This window comes from Roseicyclus sp. (assembly GCF_018402035.1).
Taxonomy (GTDB): Bacteria; Pseudomonadota; Alphaproteobacteria; order Rhodobacterales; family Rhodobacteraceae; genus Roseicyclus.
The window spans coordinates 139591-157072 of the sequence record NZ_JAGYJN010000002.1 but is presented as its reverse complement, the minus strand read 5'-3'; the positions used below and the strand labels follow the sequence as shown (position 1 = coordinate 157072).

Sequence of the window (17482 nt, the reverse complement as noted above, 5' to 3'; positions counted from 1 at the left end):
GGGACATCATGCGGTTCATGCGGGTCGGAGCGGTTGGGGCGGAACGCCCCGTGGTGCAGGCACAAGATCAAAGCTGGCGCGATCTGACAGGTCTTGTCGCAGATATCGGCCCCGATAGCTTGGCCGATCTGGCTGCGCGTCTGGCGGGTGTCGATCTGGCCGCTTTGCCGGTGGTCGATATCACTGGCCAGCGCATCGGCGCGCCCATCGCGCGGCCGCGCAATATCTGGTGCATCGGGCTGAATTATTCCGACCATGCGGCCGAGGCGGGCATGCCCGTGCCAGCCGAGCCGATCTTGTTCACAAAGCCCGGCAGCACGCTGTGCGGCCCCAACGACCCGATCTTGCGCCCCGCCCACGCCAACAAGCTTGATTGGGAGGTGGAGCTGGGCGTGATCATCGGCAAGCCCGCGCTGGGCATCGCGCCTGAGGCGGCGATGGATCATGTCTTTGGCTATGTTGCGGCCAATGACATCTCGGAACGCGAATGGCAGACCGAGCGCGGCGGCCAGTGGTCCAAGGGCAAAAGCTATCCGTCCTTCTGCCCCTGCGGCCCGGTGCTGGTGACGCGCGATGACATCCCCGATCCGCAAAACCTCGCCATGGAACTCAGCGTCGATGGTGCGGTGATGCAGCGCGGCACGACCGCGACCATGATCTTTGGCGTGGCCCATATCGTCGAATATCTCAGCCGTTTCGTGCTGCTGGAGGCGGGCGATCTGATCGTCACTGGCACGCCGCCCGGCGTCGGCATGGGGATGAAGCCGCCGCGTTACCTGAAAGGTGGCGAGCGGGTGACGCTGTCGATCGCTGGCCTGGGCGCGCAATCCAATATCGTGCAAGACGTCTGAAAGCGCAGCTTACAAGACGGGCATCAGACCCGCCGATTGCAGCGCCTCGAGCCTTGCATAGGCACCGTTGAGGGCCATCAACTCGGCATGGGTGCCTTGCTCGATCACGCGGCCACGGTCGATCACCACGATCAGGTCGGCGTCGCGGATGGTGGACAGGCGATGCGCGATCACCAGCGTGGTGCGCCCGGCGCTGAGCCGGGTCAGCGCCTCTTGCACAAGCTGCTCCGAGCGCGCGTCAAGCGCCGATGTCGGCTCATCCAACAGCAAAATGGGCGCGGCCTTGAGCATGGCGCGCGCGATGGTGACGCGCTGGCGCTGACCGCCCGACAGCGCACTGCCGCGTGGGCCGACGGGTGTATCAAGGCCCAAGGGAAGGGCGGCTGCGAACTCCATCACCGATGCCGCATCCGCCGCTGCGCGCACCGCCTCGGGGGTGGCATCAAGCCGCCCGAGCCGGATATTCTCGGCAATCGTCGCGTCAAACAGCGCGGTTTCTTGGCCCACCATCGCGATCCCATCGCGCAGCCCGTCAAGGTCAAGCTGATCGACAGGTTGATCCGCGATGGTGATCTGGCCGCAGTCCGCATCGACCAACCGTGTCAGCAGGGCGAAGACCGTGGTCTTGCCCGCACCCGATGGGCCGACGATGGCGGTGGTCTTGCCCTCGGCGCGCTGTAAAGCTCAGCCCTGCGCAGCACGGCCGTATCGCCATAGCCGAAATGCACATCTTCGAAACAAATGGCACCTTGCTGCACCGGGCGAGGGGCGGCAGGGGGCAGGATCGTCGGTTTGGCCTCGAGCACCTCGTAAAGCCGTGCGAGCGAGGCGACACCGGCCTGCAACTGGCCCGCGATGTTCGACAAGCGGCGCAGCGGGTCAAAGATCAGCGCAAGTGCGGTGAAAAAGGACATGAACTGCCCAACTGATTTCTCGCCTGCGATGATCTGCGCGCCGCCGTAGTACAGCACGGCAACAAACCCCGCCGCGGCGATCAGATCGATCATTGCGGGGTTGGCGGCCAGCCCGCGCTGGGCGCGCAAGGCTTCGCGCAGGAAATGGCGCACCTCGCCCTCGAAGCGGCCGGTCTCATGGCGTTCCAGCCGGTTGAGCTTGATCGACTGGATGCCGTGAAAAATCTCGTCCAATTGCGTGGAAAGGCGCGCTGCCGCCTCGCGGCTGGCACCCGTCGTGCTGCGGATATAGCGTTGCAGCCCCAGCATCGGCAAAACCAGCAAGGGCAGGCCGATCAGGGCAAGCAGCGTCCAGCGCCAATCGTTGATCAGCATCACCGTCAACAGCGAGGCGAAGGTGATCGTGTCGCGCCCCAGCGACATCACCGTGGTCGCGGCCAGCCCTTGCAGGGCCAATGTGTCGCCGCGCACCCGCTCGATCAGCGCGCCGGGCGGGGTGGTGCGGAAATAGGCCAGATCAAGGGACAACAGATGCCGCAAGAGCCGCGATTGCAGCGCGGTTGTGACCTTGAGGCCAATGGACACGACGATCAGCCGTTGCCCAAACCCCGCAACGGCGCGCAGGCCGAACACGGCGGAGATCGCCAAGGCGACCCAACCCACACCCGCCATATCGCTGGCAGCGAAAAGATCATCGAAAAGCGGTTGGATCAGATAGGCCAGCGCCCCCAAGGCGGCACCCTCAATCGACATCAGCACAGCGGCAATGACCAGCCGGGGCCAATGGCCCATCACATGCTCGCGCCACAATCGGCCCAGCAAATGCCCGGACGGAGGCGACAGGTCGCGTGGTCTGCTCCGTCTCGATGTCGGATGGGTTGGGCAGGGCGGTCCGCTCCGGCGTTAGGCGTATCGTCGCAACAACACCCGCCCCTTACGCCAAGCAGGGCGGCGCGGCAAGCAACAGCTAGCCCACAAGCAATATCCAAGCCGAGCCGGTGACAACCGTGAGCCCCGTGCCGATCAAGATAGAGGAGGCAACGACCCGCCGCGCGGCACCATACATATCGGCAAAGATATAGGTATTGACGCCGGGGGCCATTGCAGCCGTGACCACGGCGGCGCGCAGCTGCTCTTGGCTCAAGCCCCCTATGGTTTTGCCCAAGCTCCATGCGATGGCTGGATGCAAGACCAGTGAAATAGCACAGATCATGGCAATCACGCCGGCATCACCCTCGGGCTTGTAGCGGTAAAGCACACCGCCCAAGCCGAACAAGGCCGCAGGCAATGCTGCCCGCATGATCAGGGCGACCGCCTCGTCAAGGATTGCGGGCACCGCGATGCCGCTGAGATTGACCGCAAAGCCAAGACCGATCCCGATCATCAGCGCATTACGAAAAATCGCCCGCGTCACCGTGCGGATCAGGGCCACACCGCCTGTCTGTGCGCGCACAATCTCCATCGTGACGATGCCGAGAATGTAGCAAACCGGCGCATGCAGCGCGATGATGGCGTAATTCGGCCCAAGGCTGTCGATACCATAAGCCCGCTCGCCCACCGCAAGGCCCAAGAGCACGGAATTGGCGAAAAGCGCGCAAAAGCCGATGGCGACGCTATCTTCCCACGGGCGGCCAAAGATAAGCCGCGCGCCAAACAGCCCCGCGAAAAAGCAGATGATCGAGCCGCTGTAATAGCTCAGCATCAGCCCAAGGTCGAAATCCCGGCCCAGATCGAGGGTCGAGATCGCCGCGAAAAGCAGGCAGGGAATGGCGAATTTCTGGGCGAAAGACATCAGCCCATCGACTGCCGCATCCGAGAAGAGCTTGGCCCAAACAGCGCCGTAACCTGCTGCCACGACAAGAAAGACAGGCAGCACGATGGTCAGGATATCGCCCAATCCCTAGACCTCGATGCTGATGGTCATGCCGTCATGGGCGGGCATGATGTGATCGGGTGTCTCGGCCACCAGCGTGGCATGGTCGAGATCGATATGCATATTCGTCAAGATCGCATGGCGCGGCTTTGCCCGCGCGATCCATTCCAGCGTCCGCGCCAGATGGGCATGGCTGGGGTGCGGCGTGCGGCGCAGCGCGTCGATGATCCAGTAGTCAAGGTTGTCCAACAGCGGCCAGGCGTCCTCAGGGATATCCGAGACATCGGGCAGATAGGCCAGATCGCCAATGCGAAAGCCAAGCGCATGGATATTGCCATGCGTGACCTCGAAAGGGGTCAGCCGGATCGCGCCGCCGGGGCCATCAATCACCACATCGCCGTCGATCGCGTTCAGATCGAGGATCGGCGGATAGGCCGAGCCGGGCGGCTGCACAAAGGCGTAACCAAAGCGGCTGATGAGATCGTTTTGCGTTGCCCCATCCGCCCAGACGCCCAAGCGCTTGCGCATGTTGAACACGATCATCCGCAGATCATCGAGGCCATGGACATGATCGGCATGGGCATGGGTATAGACCACCCCATCAAGCCGCCCGATACCCGCATCAAGCAATTGCGCGCGCAGATCGGGCGAGGTGTCGATCAAAACGGCGGTCTCGCCCTCCCCCTCGCGGCGCTGGATCAGAAGCGAGCAGCGGCGGCGGTTGTTCTTGGGGTTGGTCGGGTCGCAATCGCCCCATTCCCCGCCCAAACGCGGCACGCCGCCCGATGACCCGCAGCCCAAGATTGTGAAGATCATCTTGGCCATCGGCTTACGCGGCCTTTGCCCAAGCGGCGGCTTTCCAGAACAGCCGGTCGAAATTGGCCGAGGTCTGACGCGCGAAATCGGCATAGCTAAGCCCAAAGACCTCGGCGCCGATCTTGGCTGTCAGCGCGGTATAGGCGGGCTCGTTGCGTTTGCCGCGATGGGGGGGCGGGGCCAGATAGGGGCTGTCGGTTTCCAACAAGACCCGCTCAACCGGGGCAGCGGCGAAAATATCGCGCAATTCCTGCGACTTGGGAAAGGCCGCGATGCCCGACATCGACAGGTAAAAACCCAGATCAAGGGCCGCTTGCGCCAAGGCCGGGGTCGAGCTGAAGCAATGCATCACACAAGAATAGGCGCCTGCGCGATATTCATCGGTCAAGATGCGCGCCATATCCGCATCCGCGTCGCGGGCATGGATGATCAGCGGCAAGCCAGTTTCGCGCGCCGCCGCGATATGGATGCGCAGGCTTTCTTGCTGCACCGCCTTGGTGTCGGCGGTGTAGTGATAATCAAGTCCGGTTTCACCGATGCCCACGAATTTCGGATGCTTGGCCAGCGCTGTCAGTTCCGCAACCGTGGCTAGCGGTTCCTCGGCGGCACTCATCGGGTGGGTGCCTGCGGCCCAGAAAACGGGGCCGTGCCCCTCGGCGATGGCGCGCACGGCGGGGGCGTTGCGCAACCTTGTGCAGATCGTGACCATGCGCGTGACACCCGCAGCCGTTGCGCGCGCGACAACCTCGGGCAATTCCCCCGCAAGGCTGTCAAAGTCGAGATGGCAATGGCTATCGACGATCTGGGGCAGGGTGTTGTTCATGGGGCAATCTTGTTGCGGGTCAGGTCGCGGCCTGCCGGTCGAGTTCAAGCAACATATCGAATGTGAGCGCGGCAGGGTCAAGGTTCACCGCGCGCCCTCGTCTTGCGCGGTGGGTCAGCGACGCGGCCAAATCGGCCCATCCCCGCGCGGCCAAAGGGCTGGGTGAGAGGCGCGCCAAAAGCGCATCCTCATCTTTCACGATCTCGGGCAGGGGCGTGCCAGATGCCCCGCGCCGTGCCAAGCGCGCAAGTGCGGTATCCAGCAGGTTCAGGGTCAAATCGAAGCGGTCTTCGCCCTGTTTGCCAGCCGTGGCTTCGGCCAATTGCAGGGCAAGGGGGCGGTCAAGGCGCGGCAAGCCCTGTAGCAAGCGCAACAAATCTGCGTAAAGCCCAAGCCCGTCTTGCGACAAAAGCCGTGCCGCCGTGCCGACAGAGCCGCCCGCCAATTCGGCCAGACCGGCCATCTCGGACGGTGGCGCAAAGCCCGCCTGTTGCAGTGCTGCGCGCAGATCATCGGCCCCGAGCGGTTGAAACCGCAACACCCGACAGCGCGAGCGGATCGTTGGCAACAGCCCCGAGGGGCGATGCGCGATCAAGAACAGCACGGCATCTGCGGGTGGTTCTTCGAGTTCTTTGAGCAGTGCGTTGGCGGCGTTCGGGTTCATCTCGTCGGCGCAATCGACGATCACGACCCGCCGGCCGTTGCCACCCGCCGACATCTGGAAAAAGCTTTTCAGGCGGCGCACCTCTTCGACGCGGATCACGTCGGAAAGCGCCTTGCCATCGGGGCGCGGCCCGCGCCGGATCAGGCATAGCCCCGGCTCAGACAGTGCTTTTAGCCGTGGCACCACCGGGTGATCATCTGCGATATCAAGGGTGTCGGGCGGCGGTGGCGCCCCGAACAGCCCGTCATTTTGGGCGATAGGTGTGGCCAGCAAGAACCGGGCCGCGCGCCAAGCAAAGCTGGCTTTGCCGATGCCCTTGGGGCCGGTCAAGAGCCAGCCATGCGGCAGACGTCCCGTGTTGAAGGCTGATAGAAATTCCGCTTCCGCCGCGGTCTGCCCGAATAGCCGTGCGGTCTCGCGCGGGTGGGGCGCGCCGTCAAGCCGGTCGGGTTCTGGCAGAAGATCATCGCTCATGGACCTGTCCTAGCACGAGTTGGGGGAGCGGAAAACGCGCGTTTTCCGCGTGGGAAATCTCCAGATTTCCCAACCGAAAAACTTGTGTTTTTCGGCCTAGAGCGTGCCGCGTTCTATCGCATTCACCCCAACAGGCGAACGCGTTATGCCTTGCAAACGCTGCCTCGCCTGTTGCGGTGAATATCAGCGGACTGATCAAACGCGACACGCTCTAGCCCAAGCGTTTTGCCACGGCGGCGGTGATATCGGCGGCGATGGCCGCGGCCGAACGGTTCGCATCGATCAAGATGCAGCGCCCCGGCGCTTCCTTGGCCAAGGCGCGAAACCCTTCATGCAGCTTCTTTTGGAAACCGAGGCCGAAATCCTCGAAGCGATCCTCGCCTGAGCGGCGGGCAAGCCCGCGCGCCAAGGCAATCTCGGGGTCGATATCAAGGATCAAGGTCAGATCGGGTTCAATCCCGATCACGCGGGCATGGATATCATCAACCAGCCCGCGCAGATCGCCGCGCGTCGCCCCTTGGTACACCCGCGTGCTATCGGCGAAGCGGTCCGTGATCACATCGCGCCCTGCGGCCAAGGCGGGGCGGATCGTGCGCTCCAGATGGTCGCGACGGGCGGCTGTAAAGAGCAAGATCTCGGTTTCTGGCGACCAGCGGTCGGGGTCACCCTCGACCAAAAGGCGGCGGATCGCCTCGGCGCCCGGTGCGCCACCCGGCTCGCGCGTCAGCACAGGATCGCGGCCTTGGCCCTGCAGCCACGCCGCCAGCCCTTTGGCCTGCGTGGATTTGCCCGAGCCGTCGATCCCCTCGAGGCTGATGAAAAGGGCTTGCGTCAACGTCTTCATCCACCCACTGCGGGCGGGGTCGGGCCAAAGACGTCTTCCAAGACCGCACGCATTGCCGTGGTCAGCCGGACAATGAGTCCGCCCTCGGGCACATCCCCTGTCGCCAAAAGCGGGATGCGATGTTCGATCATCGCGTCACCTTCGCCCAAGCGCAGGACCATCTCACCCAGTGTGTCGCCCGCTGCAACCGGGGCAATCACAGGGCTGAGATAGGTCATTTCCGCGCTTAGCGGTGCTTCGCCCACCACGGGCAAGAGCAAGGATAGATCGCGCGCGGGCGCAATCGCGACATCGGGGCCTGTGCCCATGAAGACGGGTACGCGCGCCATCTCGGTGCCTTGGGTCACGACTTGGCGTTCGACAAATTGCCGAAAGGCCCAGTTGAGGATGCGCTCGCTTTCGCGTGCCCGTGCCTCGGCCGATGGCAGGCCGGTGATCACAAAAGTCACCCGCCGCGTGCCTTGCACGGCCGAGCCGACAAGGCCGAAACCCGCCTCTTGCGTATGGCCAGTCTTAAGGCCATCCGCACCAATCCCCAATCCCAACAGCGGGTTGCGGTTGAAGCGGTTTGCAGGTGCGCGGTTTTCGTAATCGAACTCTGTTTCGATGAAATAGCGATAGTATGCGGGATGCGCGGTAATGAGCTCTTCTGCCAAGATACCCAGATCGCGCATGCTCATCACATGGCCCGGCGCGGGCCAGCCCGAGGCATTCAAGATCGTGGTCGATGCCATGTCAAGCGCGCGCGCCCGTTCGGTCGCGATGCGCGCAAAACCCGCCTCGGTGCCATCGGGGCTAAGCGCCTCTGCCAAGGCGACCGAGGCGTCATTGCCCGAGACGATAATCACGCCGCGGATCAAATCCTCGACCGTAGGGCGGTCGGTGGTGTTGAGAAACATGGTCGAGCCGCCAAAGCTCATCGCATGCGCGCTGACCGCGACCCGTGTCTCAAGGCTGAGACGCCCATCGCGGAGCGCCTCGAAGGCCATCAACAGCGTCATCAGCTTTGACATGGAAGCAGGCGGCAAGGGTTGATCGGCATTTTTCGCAAGCAAAACCTGCCCCGAGCCATGATCGATCACATAGGCCGCCGTCGCTTCGCTGTCATAGCCCTGTGCCATGGCGGGCGCGACCGACCAGCCGAGAAGAGCCACGAGAATGGCAGCGTTCCGGGTCCAGGAAAACAAGGCAAAAGCCATTGAAATATCTCGTTTCTATGCGTCAGCGCGTGACGAAATAGGCATCCGCAAAGCCAAGCCCACGCACGGACGCCAGAATGGCATCACGTTCGGCGGCTGTCGAGGCCGGACCGACCACAACCCGCCAGAAGCGGCGTCCGTTGGAGGTTTGATCATAAATCGTGGGGATCAGACCGGCGGTGCGCAAGGCTTGGCCGGTATTGTTGGCGTTTTCCTCGACCGAGAAGATCCCGATTTGCACAAAGGGGCGTTGCAGCGCCGATCCGGCGGTGACCGGGGCCGCGGCGGCAACCGCTGCCCGGGGTGGCGCGCGCTCCGCCTCGCTTTGCGCGATCGCAGCAGCGGCGATCGTGGTCATCGGGTCGTCCAGCGGTGTGGCGGTAATGGCAGGTGTCGCAGCATCGGCATCTGTGGCTGCGGCCAATGTCGCCTCGGCCTCGGGCGAGGGGGCGATGACGGGGTCGGCAACTTCCTCGCGGCGCAGCGCGGTGACCTGAAGCGCGGTTGGATCACCCGCAAGGATGTTCAGCGCGGCGGCTGCATCGGATGATACCATCAGCTCTGGCCCCGGGTTATTGCGTTCGCGGCGGAACAAGGCGCCGATGACAAAGCGCCCGTTCTCTTCGTTGCGGATGATTACACGCTCGGGATCGGTCGCGGTGGGATGCGCCACCCACACCCCGCCAAGCGATGGCCGCCCATCCCAAAGACCCTCTTCGGTCACCTCAAAAATCTCGGGTGCCTCGACATCGCGCTCGATCAACCGCGTGGCCCCCATCGGGGCGGCACCGCCCTCATGTCCCGCGCGCGCGCCAAGCGCCGCGAAAGGTTGGAATGTCTCACTACATGCGGCCAGCGCGAAAAGCGCGCAAAGGGCGACCCCGAAACGGGCCGGCGATATAATCATGGGCATACTGGTCATGTTCCTGCTCTGTCCGCACGCGGTGGGCACGATTTTGTGCCTCGGTTCGTTTGTGCCTCGGTGTGTTGGGTCGGTTTGTTGCTTTTATCCGGCCCGCTTTCGTTGCGTCGAAAGATAGCGAGTTTGATCTCGTCTGAAAACCCGTTTGCAAATCCACCCACGCGCCGGCGCCGCAGTGTTGCCATATCGGCGCGTCTTTCAGAATCAATCATACCCCCCTAGAGGGATGCCCAGCGGAGGAGTGGCCGAGCGGTTTAAGGCACCGGTCTTGAAAACCGGCGTGCGTGAAAGCGTACCGTGGGTTCGAATCCCACCTCCTCCGCCACCTACACTTACCGAAACAGATGGTGGGCCTTCACAGGGCCCTTTTTTCTTTCGGTTTCAAAGGGGTTTGGCGGTGGTGACCGCCCTCCAGAGACTGCTAAAACCGTCAAAATCGGTCTCTGAACCGCATTTGTCTCTAATCGACCGCCCTAGGCGTTCAAAAGGACGCTTTAAAACTAGCGTTTAATTACAGTGTCTTGGCGTTTTCCGCCGAGCGCCCTTTTCGAAAGTGCATCCGATAGCACAATGCGTTGCGAATTCGAGGGACGGGCACTGGGCGGTCGATATGGGAGGGGGCGGACGGTCGCTGCCTCAGCGAGGCAGTCTGGCGGGGACACCAAGGAGCAGACGTTGCCTTGCAACGGAAACCGGGTCGCGCCCTGCACCGTTGCAAGGCAGCTCCGAGCCCAAATTCCGCAGCCCTATGAGTCGTCTGAAGGCACCTTAGTCACGCTTCATGTTGAGCGGGGTCCAGTCGGTCCCACAGCTCTTCGAGGACCGCCTGCGCGATATCAAATTCATTTGCAATGCCATCAACATCCGAGCCAGACAGATTCATCGTGGATCCGATCCACCAGATGCTGGGATTAAACACCTACGGCACACAATTTGTCCTGTCGTAGATTTGGACTGAAAGCAGTAGATCTGCGTTCGCTTTGTCCAAAGCCCTTTGCTGTCCGCGCGACATAGTTGTGACTGGGGAACCAAACATTACGTTAGCCGCGGTGAAATCTTCGACCGTATCAATCTCGGTCCATTTCATTCCTGTTATATCCAGCGCGTAAAAGGGTGTCCCTTTGTTAACTAACCGCACGTATGCAGCCTCATAATAATGTTGTGCATGCGCTTTGCTTTCCATCATTCCCTTCAGTTCGGAAAAAGCAGGTGAGCCGTCGCCGCGCTGATTTTCTCAATCCCGATGGATTCACCCAAGGCCATTTTTGGGTCTAATGATTTGCCGATCTCCAGAAGGCGCATGTTGTCATCTGCGATCACCTTCACTTCTTCCTCTGCAAGCGCAATATTGCGATCAATACACAGGACGTTGGGCAGATCGCTGTCTATCAAGGCGCGCAGGATCTTTGTGTCGAATACCACGTCTGCATCGAATTTGATGAATTCTGCAGCTCCGACAGCCGATGACGCGAGCATCAAGGAATAGCCTGTGTTTGTGTCGCGATACTGATTATTGATCACATAGGTGACGCGGATTCCGCGAAAGTTCTTTTTGATGAACATTTTGAGCTCGTCCGCACGATGGCCCAGGACCAAGACGAATTAGGAAACTCCGCAACTCAAGCAGTTGCGGATCATGCGTTCGAGGATGACGGAGCCCCCGACAGACAGCAAGCACTTGGCTGATTTGTCTGTCAGCGGGCTCAGGCGTGACCCAATGCCCGCGGCCAAAATGACGGCCACGGGCGGAGGTTTTTTATTGTAAATCATAGGTTTGCCCTGTCTCTATCAGTAGTGTGGAAGGTTATTTCTGGATTGAAAGCTTTCGGTTGGCGTCGATATTCATGCCGTGCCGCCATGCCTTTTGGGCGCCCCAGAACACCTGACTTGCAGCGAAGATCCACAGCATTGGGGTCAGCTGATCTAAGATCAGCGCCGCTGACAGCATGAAAACGAAAACGCCCTCGTCAAAATCTAGGATCTTGGGCTGCTCGCAGAAAAACCATTTAACGTTGGCGGTGGCGCCAAAGCCCAGACCTGCTGAAGGTTCCCGGTGTCTCTGTTGCGCAAGTTTCGCCGGATAATCTGGATCGAGCGATGTTTCGATCTCGAGCGCAATGTATTTCACATAGCCGCGCAGCCCATAGAAAGAGATGCCAATCATAGCAAGGGAAGACCGGAACGGCACTTAGTGACTGCGCATAAGCCGCATAACCAACCGCTCCGAACCAAAGTGTCACCTGAACCTGGTCTGTCAATCGGTCCAAATAGCTGCCAAAGGGTGAAGATACCTTGCGGTAGCGCGCCATTTGACCGTCCATACAGTCGAGGACGTGGCTAATCTGTATCAAGACGGCCGCTGCAACGAACCAGCCCAGGCCACCGGCCAAGATACCAATGCTCGCCACCACGGCAATCGCGAAGGATGCGGCAGTGATACGGTTTGGCGTGATCGCGGGGACATCAACGGCAAAGTAATTTGCCGCGATCGCAAGGGGTGCTGTGACAAAGGAAGACCACCATTCGTCATCTTTGGTTTTCGTTGCCCAAAGGCGGGTGATCTTGTCCTTCACAATCCGACCTTGGCCAGCCTTGGCTCTGTCAGACCCCGAATGGTCCGGCCCGCGATTCTTGGCCTGATCGGGGCGATGCCTACGGCCGCCTGCGCCTGCAACTCAAGCAATACGTTTCTCAACGTGTCGAGGAAGAACCAAATGTCATGGTCCGACAACGTGCCGATATTGCCGACCTGAAAGACTTTCCCTGCAAAACAACCTTTGCCTTCGTAGATGATGATTGATTTTACGCAGTTTTTCCCGCAAATCTCGAACCGAGATCGACGAAGGCACTTTGACCGTTGTCAGGATCGCGCACATCTCCGCTTCGTCAAGAAGGAACTCGAGGTTCAACTTTCGCATACCATCCCTTAGTTGGTCTGCCCGGGCGCGTATTCGGGCGAAACGCGTGGTGACGCCTTCGGACAAAATGTCAGTCAGTGCTTGTTCGAAGGCGAAAAACAGCGGAACGGCGGGCGTGTTAGGCGTCTGGCTGTGCTTCTCCAAAAAGCTATAAAAAGTCGCAAGATTCAGATATGTTGTCTTTGCGGCATGTAGTTTTAGCTTTTCAAACTGGGCCTTGTGCCCAATAACAAAAGGACAGTCCGGGATAGGACCCAATTGCCTTGGAGCTAGAACTGGAACAAAAGGCAATGTTGCAACCTTCCATATCAATGGCTTCCGCGCCGACGGAGCTGACGCCGTCCACAACAAAGATCGCGCCATTGGCCCTGGCCAGATTACCGATCACTGCAAGTGGGTTCAGCATTCCCGAGCTGGTCTCGTGATGCACCATCGCGACCACATCGATTTTATGCGCGGCAAGATAGGTGGAGATCTGGTCGGTGTCGAAAGGCATCCCCCAGGGCTGCTGTAGAACATGGGTGTCTTGGTTGTGGATCAGCGAGGTTTTGTGCAAACGCTCGCCAAATTCACCATTCTGACAGGATCAAGATTGCGCCGTTCCCAACGACAGACGATAGGATCGCCTCGTTTGCCGCAGTGCCTGAGCCAGTTATGACAACGGCGCGATAGCTGTCGCGGTTTTGGATCTGAAGCACAGAAAGCAGCTTTTGCTCTAGGCTCTCCAGCAAGTTGTCAAAGTCAGCTTCGCGGTGGCATATGTCTTCTTTGCAGATTGCATGGCGAAGTGAGGCGGCCACATTGACCGGGCCGGGCGTAAATAGCAGATATTTGTCCAAAGCAGTTTCAATCTCTTTCGGCTTCATGCCTTTTGACAAATAGCCGCCACACCCATGATATCTCCACGTGCGAGAGGCGAGCGTGAACATCGAGAGGGCACAAATCGATTTCGAGAACACGGCCTGAAGAGATGCCATGTGAAGCATCGTCCAAAATTGAACGCTGACTGATTGAAATACGGCCTATTTCCACAGATTTTGTGGATAGGAGCCTCTTGCCACCAAAGAACCCAGCGCCGTTCTGGCCGGTTAAATAGTAGGTTCAAGTGTAGAAAAATGCAGGCAGGGTGCGCGAAGCAAACGATTAATTCACACGCTGGTCACGATCCTGTTTGATCGCGAAGCTTCATTCCTACAGAACGACAAGGCAAATAGCAAACGATCATTGCCGCACTTGACTCAGGGCGCTTAGCGCCCCAGGACTATAGGTTAAATGGCCAAACTTATGCCACTTCGCGACCTCGCCACCTGTTATGATGGCTTGTTTTGCGACATCTGGGGCGTTCTTCACAACGGCGTCGCCGCATTCCCGGATGCGGTAGATGCCCTTTGCAGGTATCGGGAACAGGGCGGCAAAGTCATTCTGATCACCAATGCTCCAAGGTGCAATCAGATCATTTATTCGCAACTAGACCGACTTGGCGTGCCACGTGAGGCCTTCGATGCGGTTGTCACCTCAGGGGACGTCACCAAGTTGCTGTTGCATGAACAACCTGAAACACCCTTGTTTCACTTCGGTCCTGCGAGGGATAGGTCGATTTTGGAGGGTTTAGCCAATCCGATTGTCGACTGTGCAGATGGCAAGCTGTGCCTGTTGACCGGTCCCCTGGATGACGGGATCGAAAGCGCAGAAATCTATGAAGCATTGCTCACCGAAATGCGTGATCGCGGGGTCGAAGTGATCTGCGCCAACCCCGACCTGGTCGTGAAAAGTGGCACCCGCATGGTCATCTGCGCGGGATCAATCGCGCGGCTCTATTCCGACCTCGGCGGGAAAGTCACTCACGCCGGCAAGCCGGAGGCCCCGATCTACGTTGCAGCCATGGCGCGCATGACCACAGCGGCAGGTCGAAAGCTTTCAAAAGGCCGAATTCTTGCAGTAGGTGATGGCTTACCCACAGATATCAAAGGTGCTGCTCAGAACAGGTTCAATGCCTACTTTATTGCGGGGGTATTCATTCTGATGAAATGGGCGATATGCGAAACCCAGAGAACCTGGCGCGTGCACGCAGCCTCATCAGGCAACAAAATACCGAAGTAGTTCTTGCCGGAATTTGCAATCAATTGCGCTGGACCTGAACGGAGAGGATGGAACAGCAGACCAATCTGCTGGCCTTAATCACAGTAGGATCTGCTTTGCTGTTGCTGGTTGTAATGTGACGCCACCCATCACTGGTAGTGAAGCGGCGAATTCATCCTTTGTCCCGAACTGCAGGTCATCCGCACCGCAAGAATGCTGCAGCGCTGGCCAATTTCTGCTTCTGGCGAACGCGGCCATGCAGCATGGGGCGTGGCCGACCGGCAGGTAAGGGGCGCGTCACGTCGATCTGTCTGCGCGGTCCCCAAGCGCCTGCCTCACCTGCTCCTCCCAAGGCTCCGCCGCCAGAAAACACAGGTCGTAAAGGCTGGCAGGCTGAGGGCCTCGCGCCCATAGGTCAGACGCTTCACCACCTCCAGTGCGAGGTACGCCAACCTTCGCTGCCGGCTGATATGGCGTTCCGCCAGTCCAACGGCGTCGGCCAGTTCCTGAATGGTGGCGAACTCATCGGTTCCATCCGCCGCCGCCAGGCCCATGCCCGGCCGATGGCGTCCAAACCAGCACGGAAAGCGTTCTGTGCCGCATTTGAAGCGGGTTCCCTAAGTTTTATGAGTAGTTGATGCGTTTTACTTGAAAGGATGCGCACATACGCTCTGCAAACGGCAAAAAGGGCCCGCTGCCGCGAGCCCTGAGCTTTTGCGGTCAGTCCACGACTACATCATACCGCCCATATCACCCATGCCACCGCCAGCGCTCACCTTGGACGGCTTGTCGGCGATCATGGCTTCGGTGGTGACCAGCAAACCAGCGACCGAGGCTGCATCCTGAAGCGCTGTGCGCACCACTTTGGCCGGGTCGATTACGCCGAACTTGAACATGTCGCCATATTCCTCGGTCTGCGCATTGAAGCCGAAGGTCACGTCGTCGCTTTCGCGGATCTTGCCGGCGACCACCGAACCGTCTACTCCTGCGTTGTCGGCGATCTGGCGAAGTGGGGCTTCCAGCGCCTTTCGTATGATCTGAATGCCTGCATCCTGATCCAGGTTTTCGCCCTTCAGGCCGTCGAGCGCCTTTGCACCCTGCACCAGAGCCACGCCACCACCGACGACAATACCCTCTCTTCAACCGCGGCGCGAGTCGCATTCAGCGCGTCGTCGACGCGATCCTTGCGCTCCTTCACCTCTGTCTCGGTCATGCCGCCGACGCGGATCACCGCGACACCGCCAGCCAGCTTGGCCATGCGTTCCTGCAGCTTTTCTTTGTCGTAATCCGAGGTGGTCTCTTCGATCTGCCCCCGGAGCTGCGTGACCCGCGATCTCAATTTCGGCTTTGGCACCAGCGCCGTCTATGATCGTAGTCTCGTCCTTCGTAATTGTGACGCGCTTCGCGGAGCCGAGCATGTTGATCGTGACGGATTCCAGCTTCATCCCGAGGTCTTCAGAAATTACCTGGCCACCGGTTACGATCGCAATGTCCTGCAACATGGCCTTGCGGCGGTCACCAAACCCGGGGGCCTTCACTGCAGCGATCTTGAGGCCACCACGTAGCTTGTTTACCACGAGTGTCGCCAGCGCCTCGCCTTCGACATCTTCCGAAATAATCAACAGCGGCTTGCTGGATTGAATTACCTGCTCGAGAAGAGGCACCATTGACTGCAGCGACGAAAGTTTCTTCTCGTGCAGCAGGATGATTACATCTTCAAGCTCGACGGTCATCTTCTCAGCGTTGGTTATGAAATAGGGAGAAAGATAGCCGCGATCGAATTGCATTCCTTCGACGACATCTGTTTCAGTCTCGAGACCCTTGTTCTCTTCGACGGTGATGACACCGTCATTACCAACCTTCTGCATCGCGTCGGCGATCTGGCGACCGATTTCGGTCTCGCCGTTGGCTGCGATTGATGCCAACCTGTGCGATTTCGGCGGTGTCGTTTACCGGGCGGGCCGCCTTGCGGATCGCTTCGACCACCTTGAGTGTCGCGAGGTCGATGCCGCGCTTGAGGTCCATAGGATTCATGCCGGAAGCTACTGACTTCATGCCTTCCCGGATAATCGCCTGGGCGAGCACAGTAGCGGTGGTTGTGCCGTCGCCAGCCTCGTCATTGGTGCGGGAGGCAACCTCTTTGACCATCTGGGCGCCCATGTTCTCGAACTTGTCTTCCAGCTCGATTTCCTTGGCGACAGTGACGCCGTCCTTGGTGATCCGCGGGGCCCCGTAGCTCTTGTCGATGATTACGTTGCGGCCTTTCGGACCAAGGGTCACCTTGACCGCATTGGCGAGAGTGTTCACCCCCTAAGCATGCTTTCGCGGGCTTCCGTGTTGAATTTGACGTCTTTGGCCATTGCCAGCTCCTGATGTCTCAAATTTCTTTGGATGTGTCGCGTTGGGTTCAGGCGGCTTGCGAGGCGGCCTTGATGTCTATGATCCCCAGGATGTCAGATTCCTTCATGATCATCAGCTCTTCACCGTCGATCATGACCTCGGTGCCCGACCACTTGCCGAACAGTACACGTTCGCCGGCCTTCACTGCCATCTCGATCAACTCGCCAGAATCCTTTCGAGCGCCCGGGCCGCAGGCAATGACTTCGCCCTCAGCAGGCTTTTCTTTCGCATTGTCGGGGATGATCAGACCACCTTTGGTCTTCTCCTCGCCTGCAATGCGACGGACAAGCACCCGGTCGTGCAGGGGTAGAAAGTTCATGGTCTGAACTCCTTGATAATAATTTGGGGATGTATGCTTTTCACCCGTGTGCACCGAGTGACCTTGCATGAGATATGCTCTTTGGACCCTGATAACAAGCCACTCGGAGTCGCGCTGGTTTGCCAACTCGACAGAAAACAGCTCCAGCATCCCTCCGCATGGATATCGCGGACATTGCCATGAGGCTCAGGGCATGACATCACCACAGCCCTGAACCATTAGACAGAGAGCCACGACGAAGCGATCGCATTCGACGCCGAGCAGGCCAAGATCCTCCGAGTGCATCGATGCTGAGGAAACCGCAGTGCGCATCGAGCGTAGGATCACCGATCAGAGTGGGCAGTTCAGCGTTTGATAGGGGTAGAGGAAGGGTCAGAGAGCGGCTG

19 protein-coding genes, 1 tRNA gene and 2 pseudogenes are annotated in these 17482 nt (G+C 59.7%); 4 read left to right on the top strand and 18 right to left on the bottom strand.

The genetic code is table 11. From position 1 onward, the window contains the following. Nucleotides 1-8 precede the first annotated feature (8 nt). Nucleotides 9-851, top strand: a complete 843-nt coding sequence (locus KG698_RS04865; RefSeq protein ID WP_213684440.1) for a fumarylacetoacetate hydrolase family protein — start codon at nt 9-11, stop codon at nt 849-851. A gap of 9 nt (nt 852-860) precedes the next feature. Here the strand turns inward: KG698_RS04865 and KG698_RS15535 are convergent, their stop codons facing one another. The 9 genes from KG698_RS15535 to KG698_RS04825 form a co-directional block, all read right to left on the bottom strand. Continuing rightward, a complete protein-coding gene (locus KG698_RS15535) occupies nt 861-1502 on the bottom strand; it encodes an ABC transporter ATP-binding protein (RefSeq protein WP_367114050.1) in 642 nt (213 codons plus the stop codon). Further along, nucleotides 1454-2557: an ABC transporter transmembrane domain-containing protein gene (locus KG698_RS15530; RefSeq protein ID WP_367114040.1), complete on the bottom strand. Its 1104-nt coding sequence runs from the start codon at nt 2555-2557 to the stop codon at nt 1454-1456. Before KG698_RS15530 ends, KG698_RS15535 begins: the two co-directional genes overlap by 49 nt. 175 nt (nt 2558-2732) lie before the next feature. Next, nucleotides 2733-3662, bottom strand: coding sequence for an AEC family transporter (locus KG698_RS04855; RefSeq protein WP_213684439.1), 930 nt, complete (start codon nt 3660-3662; stop codon nt 2733-2735). Between the two features lie 3 nt (nt 3663-3665). Then, complete coding sequence (locus KG698_RS04850) at nt 3666-4463, bottom strand: MBL fold metallo-hydrolase (protein ID WP_213684438.1); 798 nt, start codon at nt 4461-4463, stop codon at nt 3666-3668. Nucleotides 4464-4467: 4 nt separating this feature from the next. Further along, nucleotides 4468-5277, bottom strand: a complete 810-nt coding sequence (locus KG698_RS04845; RefSeq protein WP_213684437.1) for a TatD family hydrolase — start codon at nt 5275-5277, stop codon at nt 4468-4470. 19 nt (nt 5278-5296) lie between these two features. Beyond that, nucleotides 5297-6415: a DNA polymerase III subunit delta' gene (locus KG698_RS04840; protein WP_213684436.1), complete on the bottom strand. Its 1119-nt coding sequence runs from the start codon at nt 6413-6415 to the stop codon at nt 5297-5299. A 211-nt stretch (nt 6416-6626) separates the two neighbouring features. Then, entirely contained in the window at nt 6627-7259 is a 633-nt protein-coding gene (tmk, locus tag KG698_RS04835; RefSeq protein ID WP_213684435.1) for a dTMP kinase, read from the bottom strand. Next, on the bottom strand, nt 7256-8413 hold the full coding sequence (locus tag KG698_RS04830) for a D-alanyl-D-alanine carboxypeptidase family protein (RefSeq protein WP_367114039.1): 1158 nt from the start codon (nt 8411-8413) through the stop codon (nt 7256-7258). The genes tmk and KG698_RS04830 overlap by 4 nt, the downstream gene beginning before the upstream one ends. A 67-nt stretch (nt 8414-8480) precedes the next feature. Then, the gene (locus KG698_RS04825; protein ID WP_300982920.1) at nt 8481-9365 is read right to left on the bottom strand and encodes an SPOR domain-containing protein; all 885 of its coding nucleotides are present in this window, start codon (nt 9363-9365) and stop codon (nt 8481-8483) included. A gap of 250 nt (nt 9366-9615) precedes the next feature. On the opposite strand from KG698_RS04825, the gene KG698_RS04820 reads away from it, so the two are divergent. Then, a tRNA-Ser gene (locus KG698_RS04820) sits at nt 9616-9705 on the top strand. Between the two features lie 866 nt (nt 9706-10571). Here KG698_RS04820 and KG698_RS15525 read toward each other — a convergent pair. The 4 genes and pseudogenes from KG698_RS15525 to KG698_RS15810 all read right to left on the bottom strand — a co-directional run. Further along, nucleotides 10572-10943, bottom strand: a complete 372-nt coding sequence (locus tag KG698_RS15525; protein WP_300982919.1) for a hypothetical protein — start codon at nt 10941-10943, stop codon at nt 10572-10574. A gap of 39 nt (nt 10944-10982) precedes the next feature. Continuing rightward, nucleotides 10983-11150 (bottom strand): sugar phosphate nucleotidyltransferase, encoded by a 168-nt coding sequence (locus KG698_RS15520; RefSeq protein ID WP_300982918.1) that lies wholly within the window; start codon nt 11148-11150, stop codon nt 10983-10985. Nucleotides 11151-11184: 34 nt separating this feature from the next. Then, nucleotides 11185-11544: a hypothetical protein gene (locus tag KG698_RS15815; RefSeq protein WP_367114052.1), complete on the bottom strand. Its 360-nt coding sequence runs from the start codon at nt 11542-11544 to the stop codon at nt 11185-11187. Nucleotides 11545-11572: 28 nt separating this feature from the next. Continuing rightward, nucleotides 11573-11788 (bottom strand): annotated as a pseudogene (locus tag KG698_RS15810) (CDP-alcohol phosphatidyltransferase family protein); the annotation flags it as partial. Between KG698_RS15810 and KG698_RS15505 the strand changes: the two are divergent. Beyond that, the gene (locus tag KG698_RS15505) at nt 11690-12133 is read left to right on the top strand and encodes a hypothetical protein (RefSeq protein WP_300983021.1); all 444 of its coding nucleotides are present in this window, start codon (nt 11690-11692) and stop codon (nt 12131-12133) included. The pseudogene KG698_RS15810 and the gene KG698_RS15505 sit on opposite strands and share 99 nt — an antisense overlap. 370 nt (nt 12134-12503) lie before the next feature. On the opposite strand, the gene KG698_RS15500 is transcribed toward KG698_RS15505, so the two are convergent. Continuing rightward, nucleotides 12504-12854 carry an aminotransferase class V-fold PLP-dependent enzyme gene (locus KG698_RS15500; RefSeq protein ID WP_300982916.1) on the bottom strand — a complete coding sequence of 117 codons (351 nt, stop codon included), beginning with the start codon at nt 12852-12854 and terminating at the stop codon, nt 12504-12506. 13 nt (nt 12855-12867) lie between these two features. Next, on the bottom strand, nt 12868-13275 hold the full coding sequence (locus KG698_RS15495) for a hypothetical protein (RefSeq protein ID WP_300982915.1): 408 nt from the start codon (nt 13273-13275) through the stop codon (nt 12868-12870). 295 nt (nt 13276-13570) lie between these two features. Here KG698_RS15495 and KG698_RS04800 point away from each other — a divergent pair, with 295 nt between their 5' ends. Further along, a complete protein-coding gene (locus KG698_RS04800) occupies nt 13571-14398 on the top strand; it encodes a TIGR01459 family HAD-type hydrolase (RefSeq protein ID WP_213684432.1) in 828 nt (275 codons plus the stop codon). A gap of 314 nt (nt 14399-14712) precedes the next feature. Here the strand turns inward: KG698_RS04800 and KG698_RS04795 are convergent, their stop codons facing one another. The 3 genes and pseudogenes from KG698_RS04795 to KG698_RS04785 all read right to left on the bottom strand — a co-directional run bounded on the left by KG698_RS04795 (nt 14713) and on the right by KG698_RS04785 (nt 17096). After that, complete coding sequence (locus tag KG698_RS04795; protein WP_213684431.1) at nt 14713-14931, bottom strand: hypothetical protein; 219 nt, start codon at nt 14929-14931, stop codon at nt 14713-14715. 177 nt (nt 14932-15108) lie between these two features. Continuing rightward, nucleotides 15109-16737 (bottom strand): annotated as a pseudogene (gene groL, locus KG698_RS04790) (chaperonin GroEL). A 47-nt stretch (nt 16738-16784) separates the two neighbouring features. Further along, entirely contained in the window at nt 16785-17096 is a 312-nt protein-coding gene (locus KG698_RS04785) for a co-chaperone GroES (RefSeq protein WP_213684430.1), read from the bottom strand. Nucleotides 17097-17482: the final 386 nt, after the last annotated feature.